This window comes from Kibdelosporangium persicum (genome assembly GCF_013280595.1).
Lineage (GTDB): Bacteria > Actinomycetota > Actinomycetes > Mycobacteriales > Pseudonocardiaceae > Kibdelosporangium > Kibdelosporangium persicum.
The window spans coordinates 123,348-141,895 of the sequence record NZ_JAAATY010000012.1; the positions used below are offsets into that span (position 1 = coordinate 123,348).

An 18,548-nucleotide genomic window follows, 5' to 3' on the forward strand; every position below is an offset into this window, starting at 1 on the left:
GACTCGACATGTTTCTCCGCAAGACAATACTGACCATCGCCATGCTGATGGCCGTACCGGCGACCCCGGCTGTCGCCGCCGACCAGTGGACCCCGCCGTCGAACCTGGTGCGGCCACTGGACGAGGTCTGGCGGCACGTGGAAAGCACGTACCCGAACCTGTACGGCTTCCGGAACTACGGCTGGGACCAGATCATGGCCAACCGGGGCTACATCAACTACTGCGTCCGGTGGGACTCCAGCCAACCGGTCTCCCCCGCGTTGCGTGACCGCGTGCACGCCGCGCTGTCCCGCCAGTTCAAGAAGTGGATGGACGTACAACTGGAGAACGGCCAGGGCTACAACAACTGGCCGTACCGCGAGGTGCCGGTGAAAGTGGTCGGCTGGGCGGTCCGCGACCGGAACACACTACAGTGGACGGACAATTCGGTCGACATCTACGTCAACGACATCCGCGAGAACGCACCCCAGTGCTCGGAGGGCTGCGGCCGGTTCTTCAACCAGAACGGTCAATATCCACGCTGTCCCGGCGGAGTGGCCAGGCACTACGACATGTCGTTGTGGCTGACCGCCGGGATGGGCGGTGGCTTCGGCGGTGACTGGGGCCAGCGAATAGGCAGCGAGTACTACGTGAACTCGCTGGACAACGACAACATTCACATCCTGCTCCACGAGATAGGACACTCGTTCGGCCTGGACGACTTCTACGACTGGACACCGACCGGCGTCTGCTGCTTCCTGATGAAAGCAGGCAGCGCGGCCCACATCACCGAGTTCGACAAATGGATGTTCCGCGACTTCTGGCGGCACCTGAAGAACCGCTGGGGACTGTAGCGGACAGTGGCCGGGCGGGCACCCGCCCGCCCGGTCATGCGACGCCCCTGCCAGCCGGTTTGCGCCGGACCGGATCGCCGGTCCGGAGCGTGCCGCCGACCGTGGCCACACCGTAGACACCGAGGCAGAGCTGGTTGTGCCTGCCGAGCGTTTTCAGCACTCGGTTGTCATAGGGCAGTTCCTCCAGGCCGAGGTTGACCATGACACAACGTTCGGTGCGCATCGCCATGCCGAGCCGCACCTGATCGCCGACCGCGAGCTCGGTGCCGATCCAGGACTGCTCGGGGTCGACCGTCTCGATGACCACGTTCATCCGGAACCGGCGGACGTCCCAGTCGCAGCCTGGCACCAGCGTGCTCAAGTGCCGCAGGTTCGCCGTGGCCAGCACCGAGACCGGGTAGAAGTCGACCAGCGCGCGTGCGGGCACGGCCGACGGCAGGCCGAGTGCCTCGAATGCCGACGCACCCAACGGTTCGTCGGCCACCGAGCCGTCCTGGCGGTACTCGTCGATCACGTAATGCTCCGGCGCGGCGGTGATCAGCCGTACGTCGCGGCCGAAGAACCTCGACAGGACCGCGTTGACGTCCGGCGCGTCGGTCCGCGTCACGGTGCCGTCACCGAGTTCGATGCGGGCAGGTGGCGGCGGTGCTCCCGGCAACGGCGGCTCGACGAAAGAAGCCCGGCACAGGAACAGGTCCGGCCACAGTTTCGGGTTCTTGGCACTGACGACCTTGCCGGTCGCGATGTCGACCATGCCGTACGCGCGGTCGCCCACGATGCCCGCAGGGGTCACGTCCACCGTGTCCACGGCTTCGCCCCGCATCGACTTGACCGGAAAACGCCACAGCGCGCTGATCGTTTCGCTCATGGATTCAGCGTGGCACGCACCCCGTCTCCGCAGCGGCACACCGCCTTAATTACGTCACAATGATAGACACTGTGTATGTAGTACCAAAAAGAGTACCAAGTGGACAGTCTACTGGGGAGTTTCAATCCATCGCGGCATGGGAAGCCTGGCTGAACGAGGACAACGGTGTCCCCGCTCACGGTGGAGGGAGTCAGGACATGACCCGTCACCAGGCCAGGCGCAGACCGGCGGCCATACCCGGTTCCCGGCTGCACCGTGAAGTCGACGAGGCCGTGCGAAAACTGCAGGACATCGGCCATGACGACGAGCGCACGCTCCGGCTCGTCAACGACAGTCTGCACGGCGCGCTCGCCTACACCGCCGCGCTGGGCGAGACGTGCCAGATCGCTTCGGCTGTCGCGGCCGTGCGTGACGCCGAAAGCCACCTCGACGGTGCCGATCCGGAGCAGGCCCGCGCCGCGCTGCTCAAGGCGTTGCAATGCCTGACCGACGCGGCGAAGGCCGCGACTCAACGCCGCACAGCGCCGTCGCCGCGTCTCGGACCCGACGACCACGGGGCCGCAGCCGCTTCAACCCACCGGAGAACGGCGGCGACCCCGCCCGGCTAGTCCAGGCGCTTGCCCGTGGCGATCAGCCGGAAACCGGCCTCCCGGACCTTGTCCACGGGCAACACGTCCCGCGTGTCCACGATGACCGGCCGTCCGGCGCCGTCGCCCAGGCAGGTCCAGTCCAGCTCGGCGAACTCCTGCCACTCGGTGAGCACGACGACCACGTCGGCATGCTGGACGGCATCCCGGGCCGTGCCCACCACATGCAACGGGCCGACCTCACTGCCGACCGGCACACAGGGGTCGTACCCGGTCAGGACGGCGCCTTCCGCCGCCAGCAGACCGGCCACGGCCAGCGCGGGTGAGTCGCGCAGATCGTCGGTGCCCGCCTTGAACGTCAGGCCGAGCAGACCGATCCGGACGTCCCGCACCGAACCACCCACGGCGTCACGAACCTTCCGCATCACCCGGTGTGGCTGGCGGTGATTCGTCCCGATCGTGGCGTCCAGCAACGGGAAATCCACCCGGGCTGCCGTCGCGGTGGCCAGCAGCGCCTTGGTGTCCTTCGGCAGGCAGGAACCGCCCCAGCCCGGCCCGGGAGCCAGGAAGGACGAGCCGATCCGTTCGTCGAGGCTCATTCCCTCCGTGACGTCCTCGATGTTCGCGTCGACTTCCTCGCACAGTTCGGCCAGGGCGTTGACGTACGACAGCTTCATCGCCAGGAAGCAGTTGCTGGCGTACTTCACCAGTTCCGCGCTGGCGCTGTCGCTCACCACCGCCGACGCGGTGTCGTCGGCGTACAGCGCCAGCACCCGCCGGGCCGCGTCCTTGTCCTCCGAGCCGACGACGATTCGTTGCGGGTGGGTGAAGTCCTCGACCGCGTGCCCCTCCCGCAGGAACTCCGGGTTCGACACGACCGGACAGCCGATCATCCGCTGTACACGCCGCGTCGTGCCGACCGGCACAGTGGACTTGATGACCACCACGCATTCGTCCGACAGAACGTCATGTATCTGGGACAACACGGCTTCCACGGCGCTGAGGTCGGCCGCGCCGTCCGGTCCGGTCGGTGTCGGCACGGCGAGGAACACGAAATCCACTTCGGACAGCTCGGTGGGCAGGCCCAGAACGAACCGCAGCCGTCCCTGCCCCAGCCCCTGCTCGACAAGCGTGGTGAGTCCCGGCTCGTGCAGGCTGACCTCGCCCCGCGACAACGTGGTCACCTTGGTCTCGTCCACATCGGAGCAGACGACGTCATGTCCGAGCCGTGCGAAGCAAGCAGCGGTGGTCAGGCCGACGTAGCCTGCGCCGAACACGGCGATCCGGGCCCCGGTCACGACGCTCGTCCGCGTCGGACGCCCAGTTCGCCCCGCAACCGATGCAGTGTCGCGGCAGGCGGGATGGCAACACTGGTGACGACCATCCGTGCCAACTCCTCCGGTGTCTTGGGTCCTGGAACGATCCGCTGGTACGCGAACTGACCGGTCAGCCCGGCCCAGACCAGTCCGGCCAGCCAGGCGGCCTTCCGCCGGCCCGACAGTCCGAAGAGGACCGCGGCGGCGCCCGCGGCCGTGGTGATCATGTGCCAGCGCACCCTGGTCGGATACGCACCGGTCTTCGCCCGCCAGTCGGCGCCGTGCACGCGGCGCATGAGCGCGTCGTCGGCGTTGCCGCGCTGGACGCGCAGGCTGGCGAGGAAGTCGCTGGCCCGCACCGGATGTGTGGTCTCCCGGTCTCCCGTCGTGATCTCGTAGCCCGCCTGGATGATTCGCAACGCCAGTTCGGCGTCCTCACGGTATGCCCTCGGGAACCGTTCGTCGAAGCCACCGACCTCGGTCAGCGCCGCCCGGCGGTACGCGATGTCGGCGGTGATCCACTTCGCCACCGAGAGGCCTGCCGTGCTGCGCTCCCAGTCGGTCGGGTGGCGGTCGTTCGGCAGGGGGACGTGGATCCGCGCCTGGCTGCCCGCGACCCGGGCCGGCAGCTCCGCCAGGTCCTTGACCAGCCTGGCTTTCCAGTCGGTCGGAGGGGCGACGTCATCGTCGAGGAACGCGACCCACTCGGTGGTCGTGGCACGCCATCCCGTGTTACGGGCGGCCGCAGGTCCACGACCACCTCCGTACAGCACACGTACCTCATCGCCGAGCGCCAACGGAGGCTCCGGGTTGGGCCTGTCGTCGACGACGATCACCTCGCGCGGCGCCGGACCGTGACCTTTCGCCAGGGCGTGCAGGACCACGTTGAGGCTTTTCCGGCCGGTTGTCGGGATCACCACGGCGTAATCCGTCGTCACGCGGCCACCCCCGTCCGGCGCACCACGAACGGCCCGATCGCCAGCAGGTCCACAGGGGACGATCCGAAGCACTCCAGCGCGTCCCGCGGATCGTCGACCATCGGGCGGCCCGCGGTGTTCAGGCTCGTGTTCACCACCACCGGCAACCCGGTGAGCCGGTCGAACTCGGTCAGCATCTCGGCCAGCAGCGGTTCACGTGCCGGATCGACCGTCTGCACCCGTGCCGTGCCGTCGACGTGCACCACGGCGGGAATCCGGTCCTTCCACTCAGGATGGACGTCGTGGACGAAAAGCATGTAGGGACTCGGGATCGGGCCGCGGTGGAAGATCTCCGGCGCCCGGCCGACCAGCACCATCGGCGCGATCGGCCGGAACTGCTCACGGCCCTTCACGTCGTTGAGCCGTTGCAGGTTCGCCTCGAACCCGGGGTTGGCCAGCAAGGACCTGCGCCCGAGGGCACGCGGGCCGTACTCGCTGCGGCCCTGGAACCAGGCCACGACCTCGTCACCAGCCAGTGCCTTGGCCACTTCGGCGGCCACGCTGGGCGGTTCGGAATACGTGATCTTGGCGCGGTCCAGGTAGCCGCGGATCTCCTCGTCCGTCCACTCACGACCGAGGTCTGCGCCGGGCATCGCGGCGGCGGGCTCACCGGCTTCGGCGACCACGTGCAGAGCCGCACCGAGCGCTGTGCCCGCGTCGCCGGACGCCGGTTGCACCCACACTTCCTCGAACGGGCCTTCGGCGAAGATACGGGTGTTCGCGACGCAGTTCAGCGCCACCCCACCGGCCATGGTCAGCCGGCGTTGGCCGGTGCGTTCGTGCACCCACCGGACCAGGTCCAGCAGGACCTCCTCAAGGCGGACCTGCACGCTGGCAGCCAGTTCGGCGTGCTCCTGGGTCATCTCGCCGTCCGCCTTGCGGCGCTTGGCCAACGTGCCCCAGTCGATCGGCCGCACGACAAAACCACCGTCGTCGGTGGCGTAGATGTTCTCGCGCATCAGGTCCAGGTGTGCCGGCTCGGCGTACGAGGCCAACGCCATCACCTTGTACTCGTCGCTGGACCGGAGGAAGCCGAGGTGTTCGGTCAGTTCCTCGTACATCAGGCCGAGCGAATGCGGGAGCCGTTGCGCCGACAGTGTTTCCAGCCGGTGGTTCCGATAGCTTCCGGCCAGGTGCGACGCGCACTCGCCACGGCCGTCCGACACCAGAACCGCGCAGTCACCGTCGAACGGTGCCGCCAGGCCGGTCGAACCGGCGTGGGCCACGTGGTGCGGCACGAACCGGACGATCTCCGGGTCCAGTCCGGGCAGTGCCGTGGCCAGGAAGTACGGCGAACGCTCGGCGTACTGGGTCCGCAACTCCTCCCAGCGTTCGTCCAGGCCCTGCTGCCCCGGCTCGACGAGCTTCGGATCGTAGGAGTACGCGACCGCGTCGAGATCCCCTGGTTCCAGCCCGGCCTGCTTCAGGCACCATCGTGCCGCCTGCTCGGGTAGTTCCCACGCCGAGAACGGCACCGGCCGTTTGCCGTGTTTGCGCCGGGAAAAACGTTCCTCCTCGGCCGCCGCGACGATCTCGCCGTCCACGACGAGTGCCGCCGCCGGATCGTGGAAGATCGCGTTGATACCCAGAACGCGCATGGTTCGCCCCTTCTTGTCTCAGGTGAGCCGCTGCCCGGCGAGCACGTGCCCGACCGAACCGGCCGTCATCCGTAGGCCGTCGTACAGCGAGATCTCCGGTTTCCACGCCAGGAGTCGCTGTGCCAGCCGGATGTCGGGGCACCGCCTGCGCGGGTCGTCCTGCATCGGTTCGACGTGCTCGATCGGCGACCGGCTGCCGGTCACCTCGATCACTCTTCGCGCCACCTCGATGACCGTCACTTCCTCGGGGTTGCCGAGGTTCACCGGGCCGGCGTGGTCACTCGCCGCCATCGCCAGCAGACCGCGGACCAGATCGTCCACATAGCACAGTGAGCGGGTCTGCTCGCCCTTGCCGTGCACGGTTAAGGGCTCTCCGGCGAGCGCTTGGCGCAGGAAGGTGGGAACCATCCGGCCGTCACCGGGCCGCATCCGTGGCCCGTAGGTGTTGAAGATCCGCACGATCCCGGTCCGCACACCGTGTTCCCGGCGGAATGCCTCGGTCAGTGCCTCACCGAAGCGCTTGGCTTCGTCGTACACGCTCCGTGGACCGATCGGATTGACGTTGCCCCAGTAGGTTTCCCGCTGCGGGTGCTCCACCGGGTCGCCGTAGACCTCGCTGGTGGACGCCACCACGATCCTGGCGTCGTGCCGTGCGGCGAGTTCCAGCGCGCGCAGGGTGCCGAACCCGCCCGAACGCAGGGTCTCGATCGGCATCCGCAGGTAGTCCACAGGGGACGCTGGGCAGGCGAGGTGCAGCACGGTGTCCACGTCACCGGGCACCTCGATCGGTTCGGCCACATCGGCGACGCCCAGTTCGAACCGCTGGTCGGCCAGAAAGGCCTCGATGTTGTCCGCTGTACTGGTGCGGAAGTCGTCCACGCACACCACGCGACTGCCTCGCCGGAGCAGCTCAGCACACACGTGCGAGCCCAGGAATCCGGCGCCACCGGTCACGACCACGCGCTCGAAGGTCATGGGAATGACCTACCCGCACTTCTCCGGTGTAACCACGAGATCATGGGGAACACCGTTGGCACGGGTCCACGGGACGAGCGACCACTGAAGTCCCACCTCCGCGGGGGACCGCGGAGGTGACAGGATCGCGACCTACCCGTCAGTCGATCGTGGCTCCTGCCCTTCCGGAGTCGACGCCTTGCGGACGAAGTCGGCGGCGACCAGCCGGAGTTTGGTGTTCGTGTTCTGCGAGTGGTTGATCAGCCGCTGGATCGCGGTCTCGTCGTCGATCTTGTGCGTGGCCATCAGGATGCCCTTTGCCTGTTCGATCACCGCACGCGACCGCATCGCCGCCTCGAGGTTGTCGGCCAGTTCCCGGACCTGCTGGTAGCGGCGGATCGTGCGCAGGCCGAACGCCACCACCGTGACGTACAACTCCAGCAGTTTGGAATCGATCTCCGCGAAACCGTGGTCGCCGAAGCCGAACAGGTTGATCGCCCCGGTCAGGTCCTCGTCCACCCGCAACGGCGCCGCGAGATAACTGCGGACACCGACCTGCTTGGCGCACGCGGTGAACTCCGGCCACAGTTCACTGGCGTGGTCCAGCGACAGCCGGACCGTCTTCCCGGTGGCGGCGGCACGCAGGCAAGGCCCGTCCCCCACCGCGTACTGGGCCTGGTCGACCTCCACCGCACGGTCGTCGGTGGACGCCGCCGTGCGGGCTTCTCCGTCGTCGATCTCGGTGATACTGGCCATGTCGGCACCGGGCACGACCCGCACCGCCTCGGCACAGACAGCGTCGAGCACCTGCGATATGTCGGAGGCCGTCTCCAGGGCGTTCGTCAGCGCGGCCATCGCCGCTCTGACCTCGTCCAACAACTCGGTCACGCGAGCATCACCCACCAGTCAGCAAGCTCCATCCACTGCTCCCGGCGGAAAGCGGGAGAGCAGCCCACAAAACTCCAGCACAAACAGGGCCGCTGACTGCTCAACGAAACCGACGTCACCTTACTCCCGCGTACACAGCCCATCCAGCAGGGCATGCGCGAAGATCGGTTCGTGACGCACTGATCGTGGCTACCACCGGACCAGGTCCGATGCGCCACGTGGCGTCATGGGAGGCTTCGTCTTCAAGTTGTCAGTGTGGGCAGGACAGCATACTGTTGGTACATCCGGCACAATGACTTGGTCGCCGGCCCGGGTTAAGCAGTAGCTCGGCGATGCGACGCGGAGTCGCGAATCGGAGCCTCTCATGGCTGCTTACTGCACTCGGCCCGCCGGCTCACCGCCGGCTATCGAGGTCATCATCGAGCAAGTGCACGACATCCCGGTCGCCCGCGTCCGCGGCGAGATCGACCTGGCCACCCGCCTCCGGTTCGCCGAACCGGTGTTGAACGAACTCGCCAGCCGGCCCGGAGAGCTGATCGTCGACCTGACCGACGTCGGGTTCCTCGGATCGGCCGGCATCGTGGTCCTCGTCCAGGCCCACCGCCACGCCGAACAGAACCAGGTCGGCCTGCACCTGGTGGCCAGCCCGACCGTGCTCAGGGTGCTGGACATCGCGGGCGTGACGACTCTGTTCACCATCCGCGGATCGGTCACCGAAGCGATCAGCCACATCACCGCACGGCGCCCGGTCCCCCGGCGCGCGGCTGAGGAAGAGCAGCTCGTCGGTGACTGGTGACACCTAATAGACCAGTTGATCCAGCTCGGCACCGAGGCGGCTGAGTTCCCGGGCGTGTCTCGTGAGCTGCTCGGTGTGCAGGTCGATCCGGGTTCGCAGCCCGGTCAGGGCGTCGTCCGGCGAGTTCGTCTCAAGGTCGAGTGTGTCCACGGCGGTCTCCATCAGGCCCACTTCCCGCACCCCCTCGGATGCGGCTGACGCCTGTGTCTTCCCTGTCCGCCAACCCACTAAACCCGCAGCTCACGACTCGTGAGTGTTTATCAGGGTTAGAACGCCGATAAACGCTCACGAGGGATGTTGGGCATGGGACTGCGCGTCAGAGCAGCCTGAGCAGGGCGGTCGCCAGGGCCGCGAGCGCCACGCACACCAGCATGGGTGCGCGAAGCAGGTACGAGATGCCCGCGACGGACAGTCCGGCGGCGACCGTCCAGTCGGCCTTCGTCCAGCCAGGTCCGGCGAAGTCGGTCAGCACGAGCCCGGCCAGCAGCGCGGGCGCGAGCAGCGCGATCACGCCGGCCGCACGCGGTGGCAGCCGGCGACCGCCGACGAGGGCCGGCCCGGCGGCCTTGATCGCGAAGCTGACCAGCGCCACCAGCAGGATGGCGATCCACAGCGTGCTCACCGGGGTGCTCCCGGACCCGCTCGCAGCCCCAGGAGCGCGGCCGCCCCGGAGCCGACGATCGCCAGGCCGACGGGGACGACCAGGGTGAGTGTCGCGGCCAGCGCGGCGGCGAACGCGGCGACCCAGCGCGCCTGGACCGACTCCCGCATCTCGTCGATCAGCAGCAGGAGGAAGAACGCCGGGAACACCATGTCGAGCGCGAACCGGTGGATGATCTCGTCGGACGGTGCCGTCAGCGCGCCGACCAACGTTCCGCCGATCCACAAGGGTGCCTGGACCAGCGTCGCCGAGATCAGTTTCTCCCGGTCGTACCTGCCGTTGCCCTGATGCGCCGCGGCCCACGAAGCGTCGACGACGGCCTGCCCTTCGAATGCCCTGCGCAACCGTCCGCCCTTGAGGTCGGAGGCGACCGCCACGCCCATCGGCAGGAACCGCGCGTTGACCATCGCGGCCGCCCCAACCGCCAGCGCGACGCCGCCGCCCCCGGCCAACGAGGTCGCCAGCGCGAACTGCGCGGACCCCGAGAAGACAAGTAACGAGCACGCCACCGGCGCGAGTGTCCCCCAGCCCAGCGAGTGTGCCATCGCGCCGAACGTCACCCCCATGACGAACGTCGGCACACCAACGGCCAGACCGACACGCACACCAGCCGCGTATCCGATTTCGGTCGTTGCCATGGCCTCACACTAACAGCCTATTGGCGACTTAGGATGTTAGAATTAGTGGCGTGACCGACAGCTGGCACGGCTATTCGCTGGTCGGCGGGCATGTGGCTCTTGATCTGGTGAACACACTCGCGTGGCGCGGGGACCCCAGCCAGACGTACGACCGCCTGCCGGCACCTGGTTTCCTCACGCTCTGGCTCGGCCGGACCGGCCTGGCACAGCGGCTCGACCCCGGCCCGGCGGTGATCGATTCGCTGATCGACCTGCGCGAGACCGTGTACCGGCTGCTGAGCTCCCCTACGACGGAGGACGTCGCCCGCTTCGCCGCGTTGCTGGCGTCGGCACGACGCCTGGCGACGGCCGCCCCCGCTCTACCGTTGCGGTGGACCGTTCCCGTCACCACCGCCGACGAGATCGTGCCCGCCCTCACGATGGCCGCCGATGACCTGCTCACCTCACCCGACGCGGCCAAGGTGCGCCGGTGCGCGGGGCCCAGGTGCGGCTGGCTGTTCCTCGACCGCACCCGCAACCACTCCCGCCAGTGGTGCAGCTCCCAGGACTGCGGCAACCGCGAACGCGCCCGCAGGCATTACCGGAAAACCCGCGCGCAGGAGAACCCCTAATCTTGAGCCGCACCGGTTTGTCCAAAATTCCTCCGCGCGATGTGTCGACTTGCCATGCTGTCGCTCGACGCATGGGCGAGGGTGTCCGGAGGGACCGGGCACCAGCCCACGACGACAACGGAGAACGTAATGCGGTTTCTGATGGTGCACCGTGTTGACCAGAACGCGACCGAGGCGTGGAACCCCAGCCCCGAGTTCGTGGCGAAGATCGGGGCGATGATCCAGGACTGGACCCAACGGGGCATCCTGATCACGGCGGAGGGCGTGCACCCGTCGGAGAAGGGCGCGAAGGTTCGCAAGGCCCGTGACAAGGGCATCACCGCCACCGACGGCCCGTTCACCGAGGCCAAGGAGGTCATCGGCGGCTTCGCCCTGATCAACGCGGCCGACCTGGCCGAAGCGGTCAAGCTCGCCCAGGACTACGCCGACCTGTTCGACGAGATCGAGGTCGAGGTCCGCCAGGTCGTCGAGTTCGACGAGGTCGCGGGCTAGTACACCTGGGTGCCGGAACGCCCTGGCTGGTCGCGGACCGGCCAGGGCACCAGGTCACACCACGTCCAGCCGCGGCGCCGCCGCGGCTGCCTGCGCCGCCGACCCGATCGCGGTCGCGTCCTGCATGCTGCTGACCTGCACAGCGAACGCCGGAACGGCACGTTTGGTCAGCTTCGTGGTGTAGACCGCGAACCTCGTCGACCGTCGGTCGTAGTGGACGTGCTTCACGTCGTTCCAGCTGACGTGCAGGAACTGCTTGGTCACGATGCCGACGAACAGAAAGAGCAGGCGACGGTTCGTGCACGCCAGAACACCATGGCCTTGCCCTTGTGCTCCACACAATGCCAGTACCCGTTCCTCGGGCAGCAGGTACGTCTCAAGCAGCTTGACTTCCTTCATCGACCCGATCAGCGTCCCCCGCGTGCGGTCGAGCGCTTCAGCGATGTCCGGACGCAGCATCGGCGTCGCGGCAACCGGCGGCGGCGCCACGGGGGCAGGTTGAGGCACAGCGGGACGCATGGCCGTGTGGAAGGTCCAGCGTTGACCATCCCAGTAACGCAGCAACGAATCGTCGAGCGGGTCGGGCAACCAGGTGGCGGGACGAGTCATGGTCATGCACCGTCATCCGAGAGATCACCGTCGCCGCCGACGTCCGTGTTCCGCTGTCCGCCGGGGACTTCGCGCCGTCCCGGCTGGGAAGCACGCCACTCGATCGCCTCCGCGGTGTCGGTGTACTCGAGCACGTGGTCGTCGCCGAGCCCGACCAGGAGCTCCTTGACCTCGGCCGGGGTCGCGTAGAAGAACTCGCGCCGCTGGTTGACCAGGTTCACCCGTTTGTGCGCCAGCTTCTGATGCAGGGCTGTCTCCAGCGCGACCGCGTCTTCCGAGAAGAACAGCGCGTGCACATCGAAGCGGAACGGCACCGAGGCGTCGCCGAGTTCGCGCACCCGGTCCATCGGTTCCAGCCGGCGTGTCATGCCGATCTTGACGACGTCCGGGCCGAAGGCGCCGATGTTGGAGATGACGTACACGTAACCGGCCCGCACGTTCGCGGCCCGCTGCTCCACACCCGCGATCGCGTCGTCGACGGTCTCCAGTTGTTCCTGCGCACGCCGGAGACCTTCCCCGTCCCCCTTGGCGGTCAGCTTGGCGACGACTGCGGCGTAGTGGGCACGTTCCTTGGCCAGACGCGCGCGCTCACGCTCGATCTCCTTCATCACTTTGGCTTCTTCACGCAGCCGCTCACGTTCCGCGCGTGCCGCTTCCCGTTCCACCTCCACCCTGGCCAGGTAGTCAGCGGTCAGTTCGATCTCGCGCAGGCGTAGCCGGTGGTAGTCGGTCGAGATCACGATCCGCATCAACGTCCCGAGCTTGCCGATCGTGTCTCGGGTGGTGGTCAGGCGGTTCTTCACCGCTTCGCGGGTGTGCGGCTTGACCACACGTACCGCGTTGTCGGCCTCGGCGTTGTACGCGCGCAGCATCAGTTTCGCCATGTCCCGGCCCAGTCTCTGCCCTTCTTTGACCGAGCCGTTCACCGCCCAGTCGACCTGGCACGTCACCGCGTCCGCCTTCGCCGAGGCCTTGATCCGCGCGCGCAGGTCGGCCAAAGCCTCCTTGTAGGCGAGTGCGTCCTCAAGTGGATGCGCGTCTCGTAGACGCCGACTTCCTGCAGCAGTGCCGTCTCCCGGGTCTCGATCAGGCGCGCCTGCAGCGCATCGAGCTCCGCCTGCGTTTGGTGCCGAGAGCTCGTCAGCGCCGCGTACTCACGCTTCGCCTGGTCAACCGCGGTCTTCAACAGCCGGAGCTCGGCTTCGAGCGCCGGGGCCTGCGTACCTCGCAACTGGTTCACCCAGCTGCGCAACTCCGTGACTGTCCCGTTCGCCGCCGCCAGTTGCTGGTGCAGCGAGGCTATCTCCGCACTTTCCTTGTTCCCGAACAACGCCACTGTTGCCTCCCAGCATCCACATGCGACAACCGTGTGCATCCTGGTAGCGCGGGACGTCGTTACAGCAACCGCGCCGGAAGCCTCGGTTGTCACCGGATCGGGCGAGTTCATACCAACACGTAGGGTGCACGCCACTACGGGCGGGACACCGACAACGGGACAGCGCCCGTCCGCATTCGACGCTCCACGGCAGGCCTGTGACTCAGGTCACGCGAAGTTCATAAAACCGATCCGGGCCGATTTCCGTGTGTAGGCCCGAGCGGGTGGCAGGGCCAACGGACCACCCGCCAACCGTGTCGAACATTTGGAGCCAAACCCATGATGCGTAAGCATGTTGTGTCCTTCGCTGCCCTGATGACGGCGGGCGTCGCCTTGTTGTCCGCCTGCGGCGGAGAGGTTTCCGGCGCCCCCGTGCCGTCCGCCAGTGTCGTCACCGGCGAGGAGACGGCAGGCCCGGACGGTCTGCGACTGACCTCGGGCACGGCCAAGGTGAACAACGCCACGCCCGGCACCGGTGACTGGGCCAAGGGCGGCGACGGCACCCCGGACACCGCGGCCAAGGACGTGGCGGAACGGTGGGTGGAACTGCGCGCCACCAGGGCAGGCGAGCTCGGTACGGTCCTGGTCAACGGCGCCGGGCTGACGCTTTACCGGTTCGACAAGGACTCCAACAAGCCCCCGAAGTCCACTTGCGACGGTGACTGCGCGGTCACCTGGCCGCCGTTGACCTTGGCGGCCAAGGGCAGGATCTTCGTGTCCGGGGTGAAGAAGTCCGCGGTCGGCGTGGTCAAGCGGGCCGACGGCAGGCTACAGGTCACTGTGGACGGTTGGCCGGTGTACCGGTTCGCCAAGGACAAGAAGCCGGGTGACGTCCTCGGTCAGGGCGTGGGCGGCACGTGGTTCGCCGTTCGCCCGGACGGTGGCAAGGCCGGTGGCGGCACGACTCCGCCGCCCGCGGACAACGGATCGGCGGCCCCGAAAGCGCAGAGCGCGATCCTCTTCGACGACGCCGACTTCAGCGACAGCGGCGCTTCCCAGGGCGTGGCGGGCCCGGGCTGCCAGGACCTCGCACGGCCGGACGTGACGTCCTCGATCGTTACCGGTGGCGGGTCGGTGAAGCTGTGGAGCGAGAAGGAGTGCAAGGGCACGGCCAAGGTGATCACCGGTGATGTGCGCGACCTCGCCGACGTCGGCTTCGACGACACCGTCGCCTCGATCTTCTTCGGCTGATCCGGAACCAGCGAGGGCGGGCAGGCCACCGGCCCGCCCGCCCTCGTGCTTGGCAGCGAAGTCAGGCCAGGCTGAACTTCTCGGCGTGCACCTGGCCGTTGGGCACACCGAGTTTGCGCAGCGAGTCCTCGACGGCCGCGGTCATCACGGGCGGGCCGCAGATATACACGTCGCGTTCGGTGATGTCCGGGACCAGGAAACGCAGTGAGTCCGGCTCGAATGGCCGTGCGCCTTGGCTGGTGCGGCCGGTCAGCAAGTGCAGTCGTCCGCGACGGACCGCGACCAGTTGCTGTATCTCACGCAGGAGCACGGCTTCGCTCTCGTCGCGAACCCGGTACAGCACAACGACGTTGCCGGTGGGGTCCTCTTCCAACAGCGCGCGGATCGGCGTGATGCCCACGCCGCCCGCGATGAGCAGCATTCCGTGCCGTGTCCGGTGCTGTGCGGTGAACGCGCCGTACGGCCCTTCCATGAACACGCGCGTCCCGACCGGCAACTGCCGCAGGCCCGCGCTGCCGCTGCCGACTGCCTTGGCCGTCAGCCGCAACGACCGGCCGTCGGGCGCGGCCGACAGGGAGAACGGGTTGGCCAGCCAGAAGCTCCGGTGACCGGGGAACCGCCAGACGCAGAACTGGCCCGCCCTGGCGGGCAGACGGTCCAGGTGGCGGCCGGTGACGTGCACCGAGACCACGTTGTGCGCCTCCGGCACGACCGCGGCCACCCGGAACTGGTGGTGGGCGTTGCGCCAGACCGGCATGACGATGCGGCCGGTGACCAACGAGCCGAAAGCGAACAGCCACAACACCCACCAGTAGATCATCGCGAACGTGGACGACCTGAACGTCGTGGTTTCGAGCAGTTGGTGCACGAAGGCCAAGCCCAACGCCAGCCACAGCAGCAGGTGCAGTCCGTGCCAGACCTCATACCTCAGCTTCCGCCGGACGTAACGGATCGAGACGACGGCGGTCAGAACGACGATGGCCGCCGCGAGCATGCCCAGCAACGAGGCGGTCACACCGGCCAGCGCGAGGAAAGTCTTCCCCATCGAGGCGTTGTCCAGCGTCGCGTAGCCGAGCACAACGAGCGTCGCATGGGTGAGCACAGTCCAGAACATCGTGAACCCAACCCAGCGGTGCCACACCGTCAGCCGGTCCATCCCGATCCGCCGGTCCAGCCAGGGCAGCCGAGCCACCAGCAGCAACTGGAACATCAGCAACAGCGCCGCGTGCAGACCGAAGAACTTCGCCACCGTGAGGATGTCGTTCTTGCCGGTACCGGCCGTGAAGAACAGAACCTCCACGATCACCACGTTGACCACGACAAACGCCCACAGTGCCAGCCGTGCCTGACTCACTGGCGATAACGCGCGCCGCCGCACCTGTGCACTCGTCGCCACTGTCGTTCTACCTCTCAACGCCACCTCGGGGGTGCACAAGTATGTCCCGCTCCCCCGGCACCGGCTCCCGGACATCTCCGATCGTTACTGATCCACAGTGGATCACCGGAAGGCAGGCGGCCAGCGATACATATTCCCACCGCCACGACGGGCGAATCGAACACATGAGCGAATGCTACGAACGGCGCCCACGCCGGCTTCCCTTGGCGGCGCCGCGACGAGCAGCGCCCTTGACGGCCGCCGGCTTGCCCCGCTTCGGCTGCTGCTTCGGCTGTGACTGTGGTTGTTGACGACCACGAGTGCTGTTGACCGTACGACCGCGGACGATCCCGATGAACTCCTCCATCAGATCGGTCGTCTCATCCTCCCGCCACGACAGCGCGACACGTGACTGCGGCGCGTCCGTGACGGGCCGGTACGTCAGGTCCCGGCGGTGGTGCAGACGCGCCAAGGACTGCGGCACCACGAGCAGTCCGACACCCGCGGCCACCAGCTCGATGGCGTCCGCCGTACTGGCGGGCCGTTCGTGAGCCGGTCGCCCAGGCGGTTGCGTCCAGTCCAGCGTGTCGTCGAGAGGATGCAGCACGACCTCCCCGGCGAGGTCCTCGGAGGACACCTCGTCGGCCGCCGCGATGACGTGGTCCTTCGGCACGACGACCACAGTGGTCTCGGTGTAGAGCGGGATCGCGTGCAGGCCCGTCCGGTCGGTGGGCAGCCTCAGCAGCACGGCGTCGACCTCGCCGTCACGGACGTGACCGGCGGCCTCGGCGGCGGACACGCTCCGCAGGTGCAGCGGAACGCCGGGCTGCCGTTCGGCCCAGATCCGCGCCCACTTCGCCGGCGTGGCGCCTGGGACGTATCCGAGCCGGAACGAAGCAGTCACCTGGTCAGATTACCGGGCGTCATCGGCCGTGCCGCACCGGCTGGTTACCCTTGCCGCATGACGTCGCGCAAGACACCCCAGACCATGAAGCCCGCCACGGCGGCCAAGAAGCTGGGCGTTTACCTCGAGGCCACCCCCGCGGACTTCCAGCAGGGCGTCGTCTCCCGCGACGAGCTCAACGCCCTGCAGGCCGATCCGCCCGAGTGGCTGCGTGACCTGCGGCGCAACGGCCCGCACCCGCGTCCGGTCATCGCGGCGAAGCTGGGCATCTCCATCGGCGGCCTCACCCGCGCGGGCATCACCGAAGCCCTCACCACGCAGCAGATCGACGCGCTGAAGGCGGACAATCCCGACTGGCTTGAGCAGGAGCGGGCCATTCAGGCCGAGTTCCGCAAGGAAACGGCACGGTTGAAGGACAAAAAGGCGGAGTCGTCCCAGAAGTGACAACGCGGCTCATCCGCGGGGGCACCGGCCTGCCCGCCACGCCTGGAGGCGGGTCACTCCGCGCGGTTCCCGCCGGTCATCGGCCGAGTGCCTGCTCCAGTTCCTTCTTCGTCATCGATGAACGGCCTTTGATGTTGCGCTTCTTGGCCTCGTTGTAGAGCTGGTCCCGCGTCGGGCCGCCCGGGCCCTGCCGGTTGCCGGACCGCTTTCCGCCACGGCGCTGCGGCGACATGTCGTTCGTCGAGGACTTGCTGGCCTCTGTGGACTCGCCGGACTGGGCACGGTTCTTGTTCACCGTACGGGCGGCGATCTCCTTGGCCCGTTTGTCACTCGCGCCGCGCTTCTTGCTCGACGACTTGATGTGCTCGTACTGACGTTCGCGCTTGTCGCTCCATGACTGCGGCATGTTCACCCTCCACGTGAGCACTGCGTAACCTGGGAGTACCCGTTCGGCCGACGTCTATGTCAGCAGGTCGAGCACCGCCAGCTCGATGTCCTCACGGCTGTCGGCCTTGGTCAGGTCGATGGTTCTGCCCTCGGTGTAGGCGGACACGACCCGCGGGTCCACATAGGAACGGCGGGCCACCGCCCTGGTGTTGCCGAGTTGTTCGGCCACCCGGTCCATCACCGCCGCTTCCACCTTCTTCGCGGCGGTCCTGGACCTCGGCGGGTCGTGCACTTCGGCGAAGGCCACCGCGGCGACCACCGTCGCGTTCCACGTCCGCAGGTCCTTCGCGGTGAACTCGTCGCCGGTCAGTTCCTTGAACCGGGCGTTGACGGAGTCCGCGTGCACTTCGCGCCACCGGCGTCCGTCCCGGAACACCAGCAGCCTGTCGGTGTCCGCCGACGCCCGGCGCAAGGACCTGATCAACTTGACCAGCAAGGAATCCTTCATCCGCAACCGGCGTTCGATGCCACCCTTTGCCGTATAACAGAACAGCAGTTCGCCCTGGACGATCGTGACATCGTCGCGCAGCAGGGTGGCGACTCCGCGACTGTCGTCCGAGTACTGCTCGTTGCCGGTACGGAACACGCCGCGGTCCAACAACCGCAACGCGCCCGCATGCACCCTCGTACACGTCAGGCCGCGCCCCGTGAGGTCGTTCTCGATCGCTTGCCGGAACTTCGGCAGGCGCTCGACCAGTTCCAGTACGCGCTCGTGCTTCTCCTCGTCGCGCTCCCGCCGCCATTGCTCGTGGTAGAGGTACTGACGACGGCCCGCGTCGTCGATACCGACCGCTTGGATGTGGCCGTTCGGATACGGGCAGATCCACACGTCGCGCCACGCAGGCGGGATGACCAGCCCAGTGGCGCGTTCACACGCCTCCTGGCAGGCAGGCGCGCCGTTCTCGTCGATGTACTGCCAGCCCTTGCCGCGCCGTCGGCGGGTCAGTCCCGGCCCGTTCGGGTCACTTCTCCTCAGCCGCATGT

Annotated in this window: 23 protein-coding genes; 7 read left to right on the plus strand and 16 right to left on the minus strand. The window is 67.7% G+C overall.

The annotated features are described in order from the left end of the window. Nucleotides 1-8 precede the first annotated feature (8 nt). On the plus strand, nucleotides 9-833 hold the full coding sequence (locus GC106_RS22235) for a hypothetical protein (protein ID WP_173133918.1): 825 nt from the start codon (nucleotides 9-11) through the stop codon (nucleotides 831-833). Between the two features lie 34 nt (nucleotides 834-867). Here the strand turns inward: GC106_RS22235 and GC106_RS22240 are convergent, their stop codons facing one another. Continuing rightward, nucleotides 868-1,701 carry an MOSC domain-containing protein gene (locus tag GC106_RS22240; RefSeq protein WP_173133921.1) on the minus strand — a complete coding sequence of 278 codons (834 nt, stop codon included), beginning with the start codon at nucleotides 1,699-1,701 and terminating at the stop codon, nucleotides 868-870. 197 nt (nucleotides 1,702-1,898) lie between these two features. On the opposite strand from GC106_RS22240, the gene GC106_RS22245 reads away from it, so the two are divergent. Then, nucleotides 1,899-2,309 carry a hypothetical protein gene (locus tag GC106_RS22245; protein ID WP_173133924.1) on the plus strand — a complete coding sequence of 137 codons (411 nt, stop codon included), beginning with the start codon at nucleotides 1,899-1,901 and terminating at the stop codon, nucleotides 2,307-2,309. On the opposite strand, the gene GC106_RS22250 is transcribed toward GC106_RS22245, so the two are convergent. From GC106_RS22250 to GC106_RS22270, 5 genes are all read right to left on the minus strand, one after another. Next, nucleotides 2,306-3,586, minus strand: coding sequence for a UDP-glucose dehydrogenase family protein (locus GC106_RS22250; RefSeq protein ID WP_173133927.1), 1,281 nt, complete (start codon nucleotides 3,584-3,586; stop codon nucleotides 2,306-2,308). The genes GC106_RS22245 and GC106_RS22250 overlap by 4 nt on opposite strands. Next, nucleotides 3,583-4,542, minus strand: coding sequence for a glycosyltransferase family 2 protein (locus GC106_RS22255; protein ID WP_173133930.1), 960 nt, complete (start codon nucleotides 4,540-4,542; stop codon nucleotides 3,583-3,585). Before GC106_RS22255 ends, GC106_RS22250 begins: the two co-directional genes overlap by 4 nt. After that, complete coding sequence (locus GC106_RS22260) at nucleotides 4,539-6,179, minus strand: carbamoyltransferase family protein (RefSeq protein WP_173133933.1); 1,641 nt, start codon at nucleotides 6,177-6,179, stop codon at nucleotides 4,539-4,541. Before GC106_RS22260 ends, GC106_RS22255 begins: the two co-directional genes overlap by 4 nt. A gap of 18 nt (nucleotides 6,180-6,197) precedes the next feature. Further along, entirely contained in the window at nucleotides 6,198-7,154 is a 957-nt protein-coding gene (locus GC106_RS22265) for a UDP-glucuronic acid decarboxylase family protein (protein WP_173133936.1), read from the minus strand. A gap of 132 nt (nucleotides 7,155-7,286) precedes the next feature. Continuing rightward, a complete protein-coding gene (locus GC106_RS22270) occupies nucleotides 7,287-8,039 on the minus strand; it encodes a GAF and ANTAR domain-containing protein (RefSeq protein WP_246366619.1) in 753 nt (250 codons plus the stop codon). 346 nt (nucleotides 8,040-8,385) lie between these two features. Here GC106_RS22270 and GC106_RS22275 point away from each other — a divergent pair, with 346 nt between their 5' ends. Beyond that, a complete protein-coding gene (locus GC106_RS22275; RefSeq protein ID WP_173133939.1) occupies nucleotides 8,386-8,817 on the plus strand; it encodes an STAS domain-containing protein in 432 nt (143 codons plus the stop codon). A gap of 3 nt (nucleotides 8,818-8,820) precedes the next feature. Here GC106_RS22275 and GC106_RS22280 read toward each other — a convergent pair whose 3' ends face one another. The 3 genes from GC106_RS22280 to GC106_RS22290 all read right to left on the minus strand — a co-directional run bounded on the left by GC106_RS22280 (nucleotide 8,821) and on the right by GC106_RS22290 (nucleotide 10,116). Beyond that, a complete protein-coding gene (locus GC106_RS22280; protein WP_173133942.1) occupies nucleotides 8,821-8,967 on the minus strand; it encodes a hypothetical protein in 147 nt (48 codons plus the stop codon). 166 nt (nucleotides 8,968-9,133) lie between these two features. Beyond that, nucleotides 9,134-9,439 carry an AzlD domain-containing protein gene (locus GC106_RS22285; RefSeq protein ID WP_173133945.1) on the minus strand — a complete coding sequence of 102 codons (306 nt, stop codon included), beginning with the start codon at nucleotides 9,437-9,439 and terminating at the stop codon, nucleotides 9,134-9,136. Then, on the minus strand, nucleotides 9,436-10,116 hold the full coding sequence (locus GC106_RS22290; RefSeq protein WP_173133948.1) for an AzlC family ABC transporter permease: 681 nt from the start codon (nucleotides 10,114-10,116) through the stop codon (nucleotides 9,436-9,438). The genes GC106_RS22285 and GC106_RS22290 overlap by 4 nt, the downstream gene beginning before the upstream one ends. 50 nt (nucleotides 10,117-10,166) lie before the next feature. On the opposite strand from GC106_RS22290, the gene GC106_RS22295 reads away from it, so the two are divergent. Both GC106_RS22295 and GC106_RS22300 read left to right on the plus strand, forming a co-directional pair. After that, nucleotides 10,167-10,727: a CGNR zinc finger domain-containing protein gene (locus tag GC106_RS22295; RefSeq protein WP_173133951.1), complete on the plus strand. Its 561-nt coding sequence runs from the start codon at nucleotides 10,167-10,169 to the stop codon at nucleotides 10,725-10,727. A 129-nt stretch (nucleotides 10,728-10,856) separates the two neighbouring features. Then, the gene (locus GC106_RS22300) at nucleotides 10,857-11,219 is read left to right on the plus strand and encodes a YciI family protein (RefSeq protein ID WP_173133954.1); all 363 of its coding nucleotides are present in this window, start codon (nucleotides 10,857-10,859) and stop codon (nucleotides 11,217-11,219) included. Nucleotides 11,220-11,273: 54 nt separating this feature from the next. On the opposite strand, the gene GC106_RS22305 is transcribed toward GC106_RS22300, so the two are convergent. From GC106_RS22305 to GC106_RS47985, 3 genes are read right to left on the minus strand one after another with little or no spacing between them, the layout of a single operon-like run. Continuing rightward, nucleotides 11,274-11,828, minus strand: coding sequence for a DUF2510 domain-containing protein (locus GC106_RS22305; RefSeq protein WP_246366565.1), 555 nt, complete (start codon nucleotides 11,826-11,828; stop codon nucleotides 11,274-11,276). Nucleotides 11,829-11,830: 2 nt separating this feature from the next. Then, nucleotides 11,831-12,826, minus strand: coding sequence for an SNIPE associated domain-containing protein (locus tag GC106_RS22310; protein WP_246366566.1), 996 nt, complete (start codon nucleotides 12,824-12,826; stop codon nucleotides 11,831-11,833). Continuing rightward, complete coding sequence (locus tag GC106_RS47985; RefSeq protein ID WP_246366568.1) at nucleotides 12,775-13,164, minus strand: sensitive to high expression protein 9 homolog; 390 nt, start codon at nucleotides 13,162-13,164, stop codon at nucleotides 12,775-12,777. The genes GC106_RS22310 and GC106_RS47985 overlap by 52 nt, the downstream gene beginning before the upstream one ends. 321 nt (nucleotides 13,165-13,485) lie before the next feature. Here GC106_RS47985 and GC106_RS22315 point away from each other — a divergent pair, with 321 nt between their 5' ends. Further along, on the plus strand, nucleotides 13,486-14,394 hold the full coding sequence (locus tag GC106_RS22315) for a hypothetical protein (RefSeq protein ID WP_312872784.1): 909 nt from the start codon (nucleotides 13,486-13,488) through the stop codon (nucleotides 14,392-14,394). A 61-nt stretch (nucleotides 14,395-14,455) separates the two neighbouring features. Here the strand turns inward: GC106_RS22315 and GC106_RS22320 are convergent, their stop codons facing one another. Further along, nucleotides 14,456-15,748 (minus strand): ferredoxin reductase family protein, encoded by a 1,293-nt coding sequence (locus GC106_RS22320; RefSeq protein WP_312872785.1) that lies wholly within the window; start codon nucleotides 15,746-15,748, stop codon nucleotides 14,456-14,458. A 217-nt stretch (nucleotides 15,749-15,965) separates the two neighbouring features. After that, on the minus strand, nucleotides 15,966-16,673 hold the full coding sequence (locus tag GC106_RS22325; RefSeq protein ID WP_173133966.1) for a LysR family substrate-binding domain-containing protein: 708 nt from the start codon (nucleotides 16,671-16,673) through the stop codon (nucleotides 15,966-15,968). A gap of 57 nt (nucleotides 16,674-16,730) precedes the next feature. Here GC106_RS22325 and GC106_RS22330 point away from each other — a divergent pair, with 57 nt between their 5' ends. Next, nucleotides 16,731-17,117 (plus strand): DUF5997 family protein, encoded by a 387-nt coding sequence (locus GC106_RS22330; RefSeq protein WP_173133969.1) that lies wholly within the window; start codon nucleotides 16,731-16,733, stop codon nucleotides 17,115-17,117. A gap of 76 nt (nucleotides 17,118-17,193) precedes the next feature. Here the strand turns inward: GC106_RS22330 and GC106_RS22335 are convergent, their stop codons facing one another. Both GC106_RS22335 and GC106_RS22340 read right to left on the minus strand, forming a co-directional pair. Next, the gene (locus tag GC106_RS22335; protein ID WP_173133972.1) at nucleotides 17,194-17,523 is read right to left on the minus strand and encodes a plasmid stabilization protein; all 330 of its coding nucleotides are present in this window, start codon (nucleotides 17,521-17,523) and stop codon (nucleotides 17,194-17,196) included. Nucleotides 17,524-17,577: 54 nt separating this feature from the next. Beyond that, a complete protein-coding gene (locus GC106_RS22340; protein ID WP_173133975.1) occupies nucleotides 17,578-18,546 on the minus strand; it encodes a DNA topoisomerase IB in 969 nt (322 codons plus the stop codon). Between the last annotated feature and the right edge of the window lie 2 nt (nucleotides 18,547-18,548).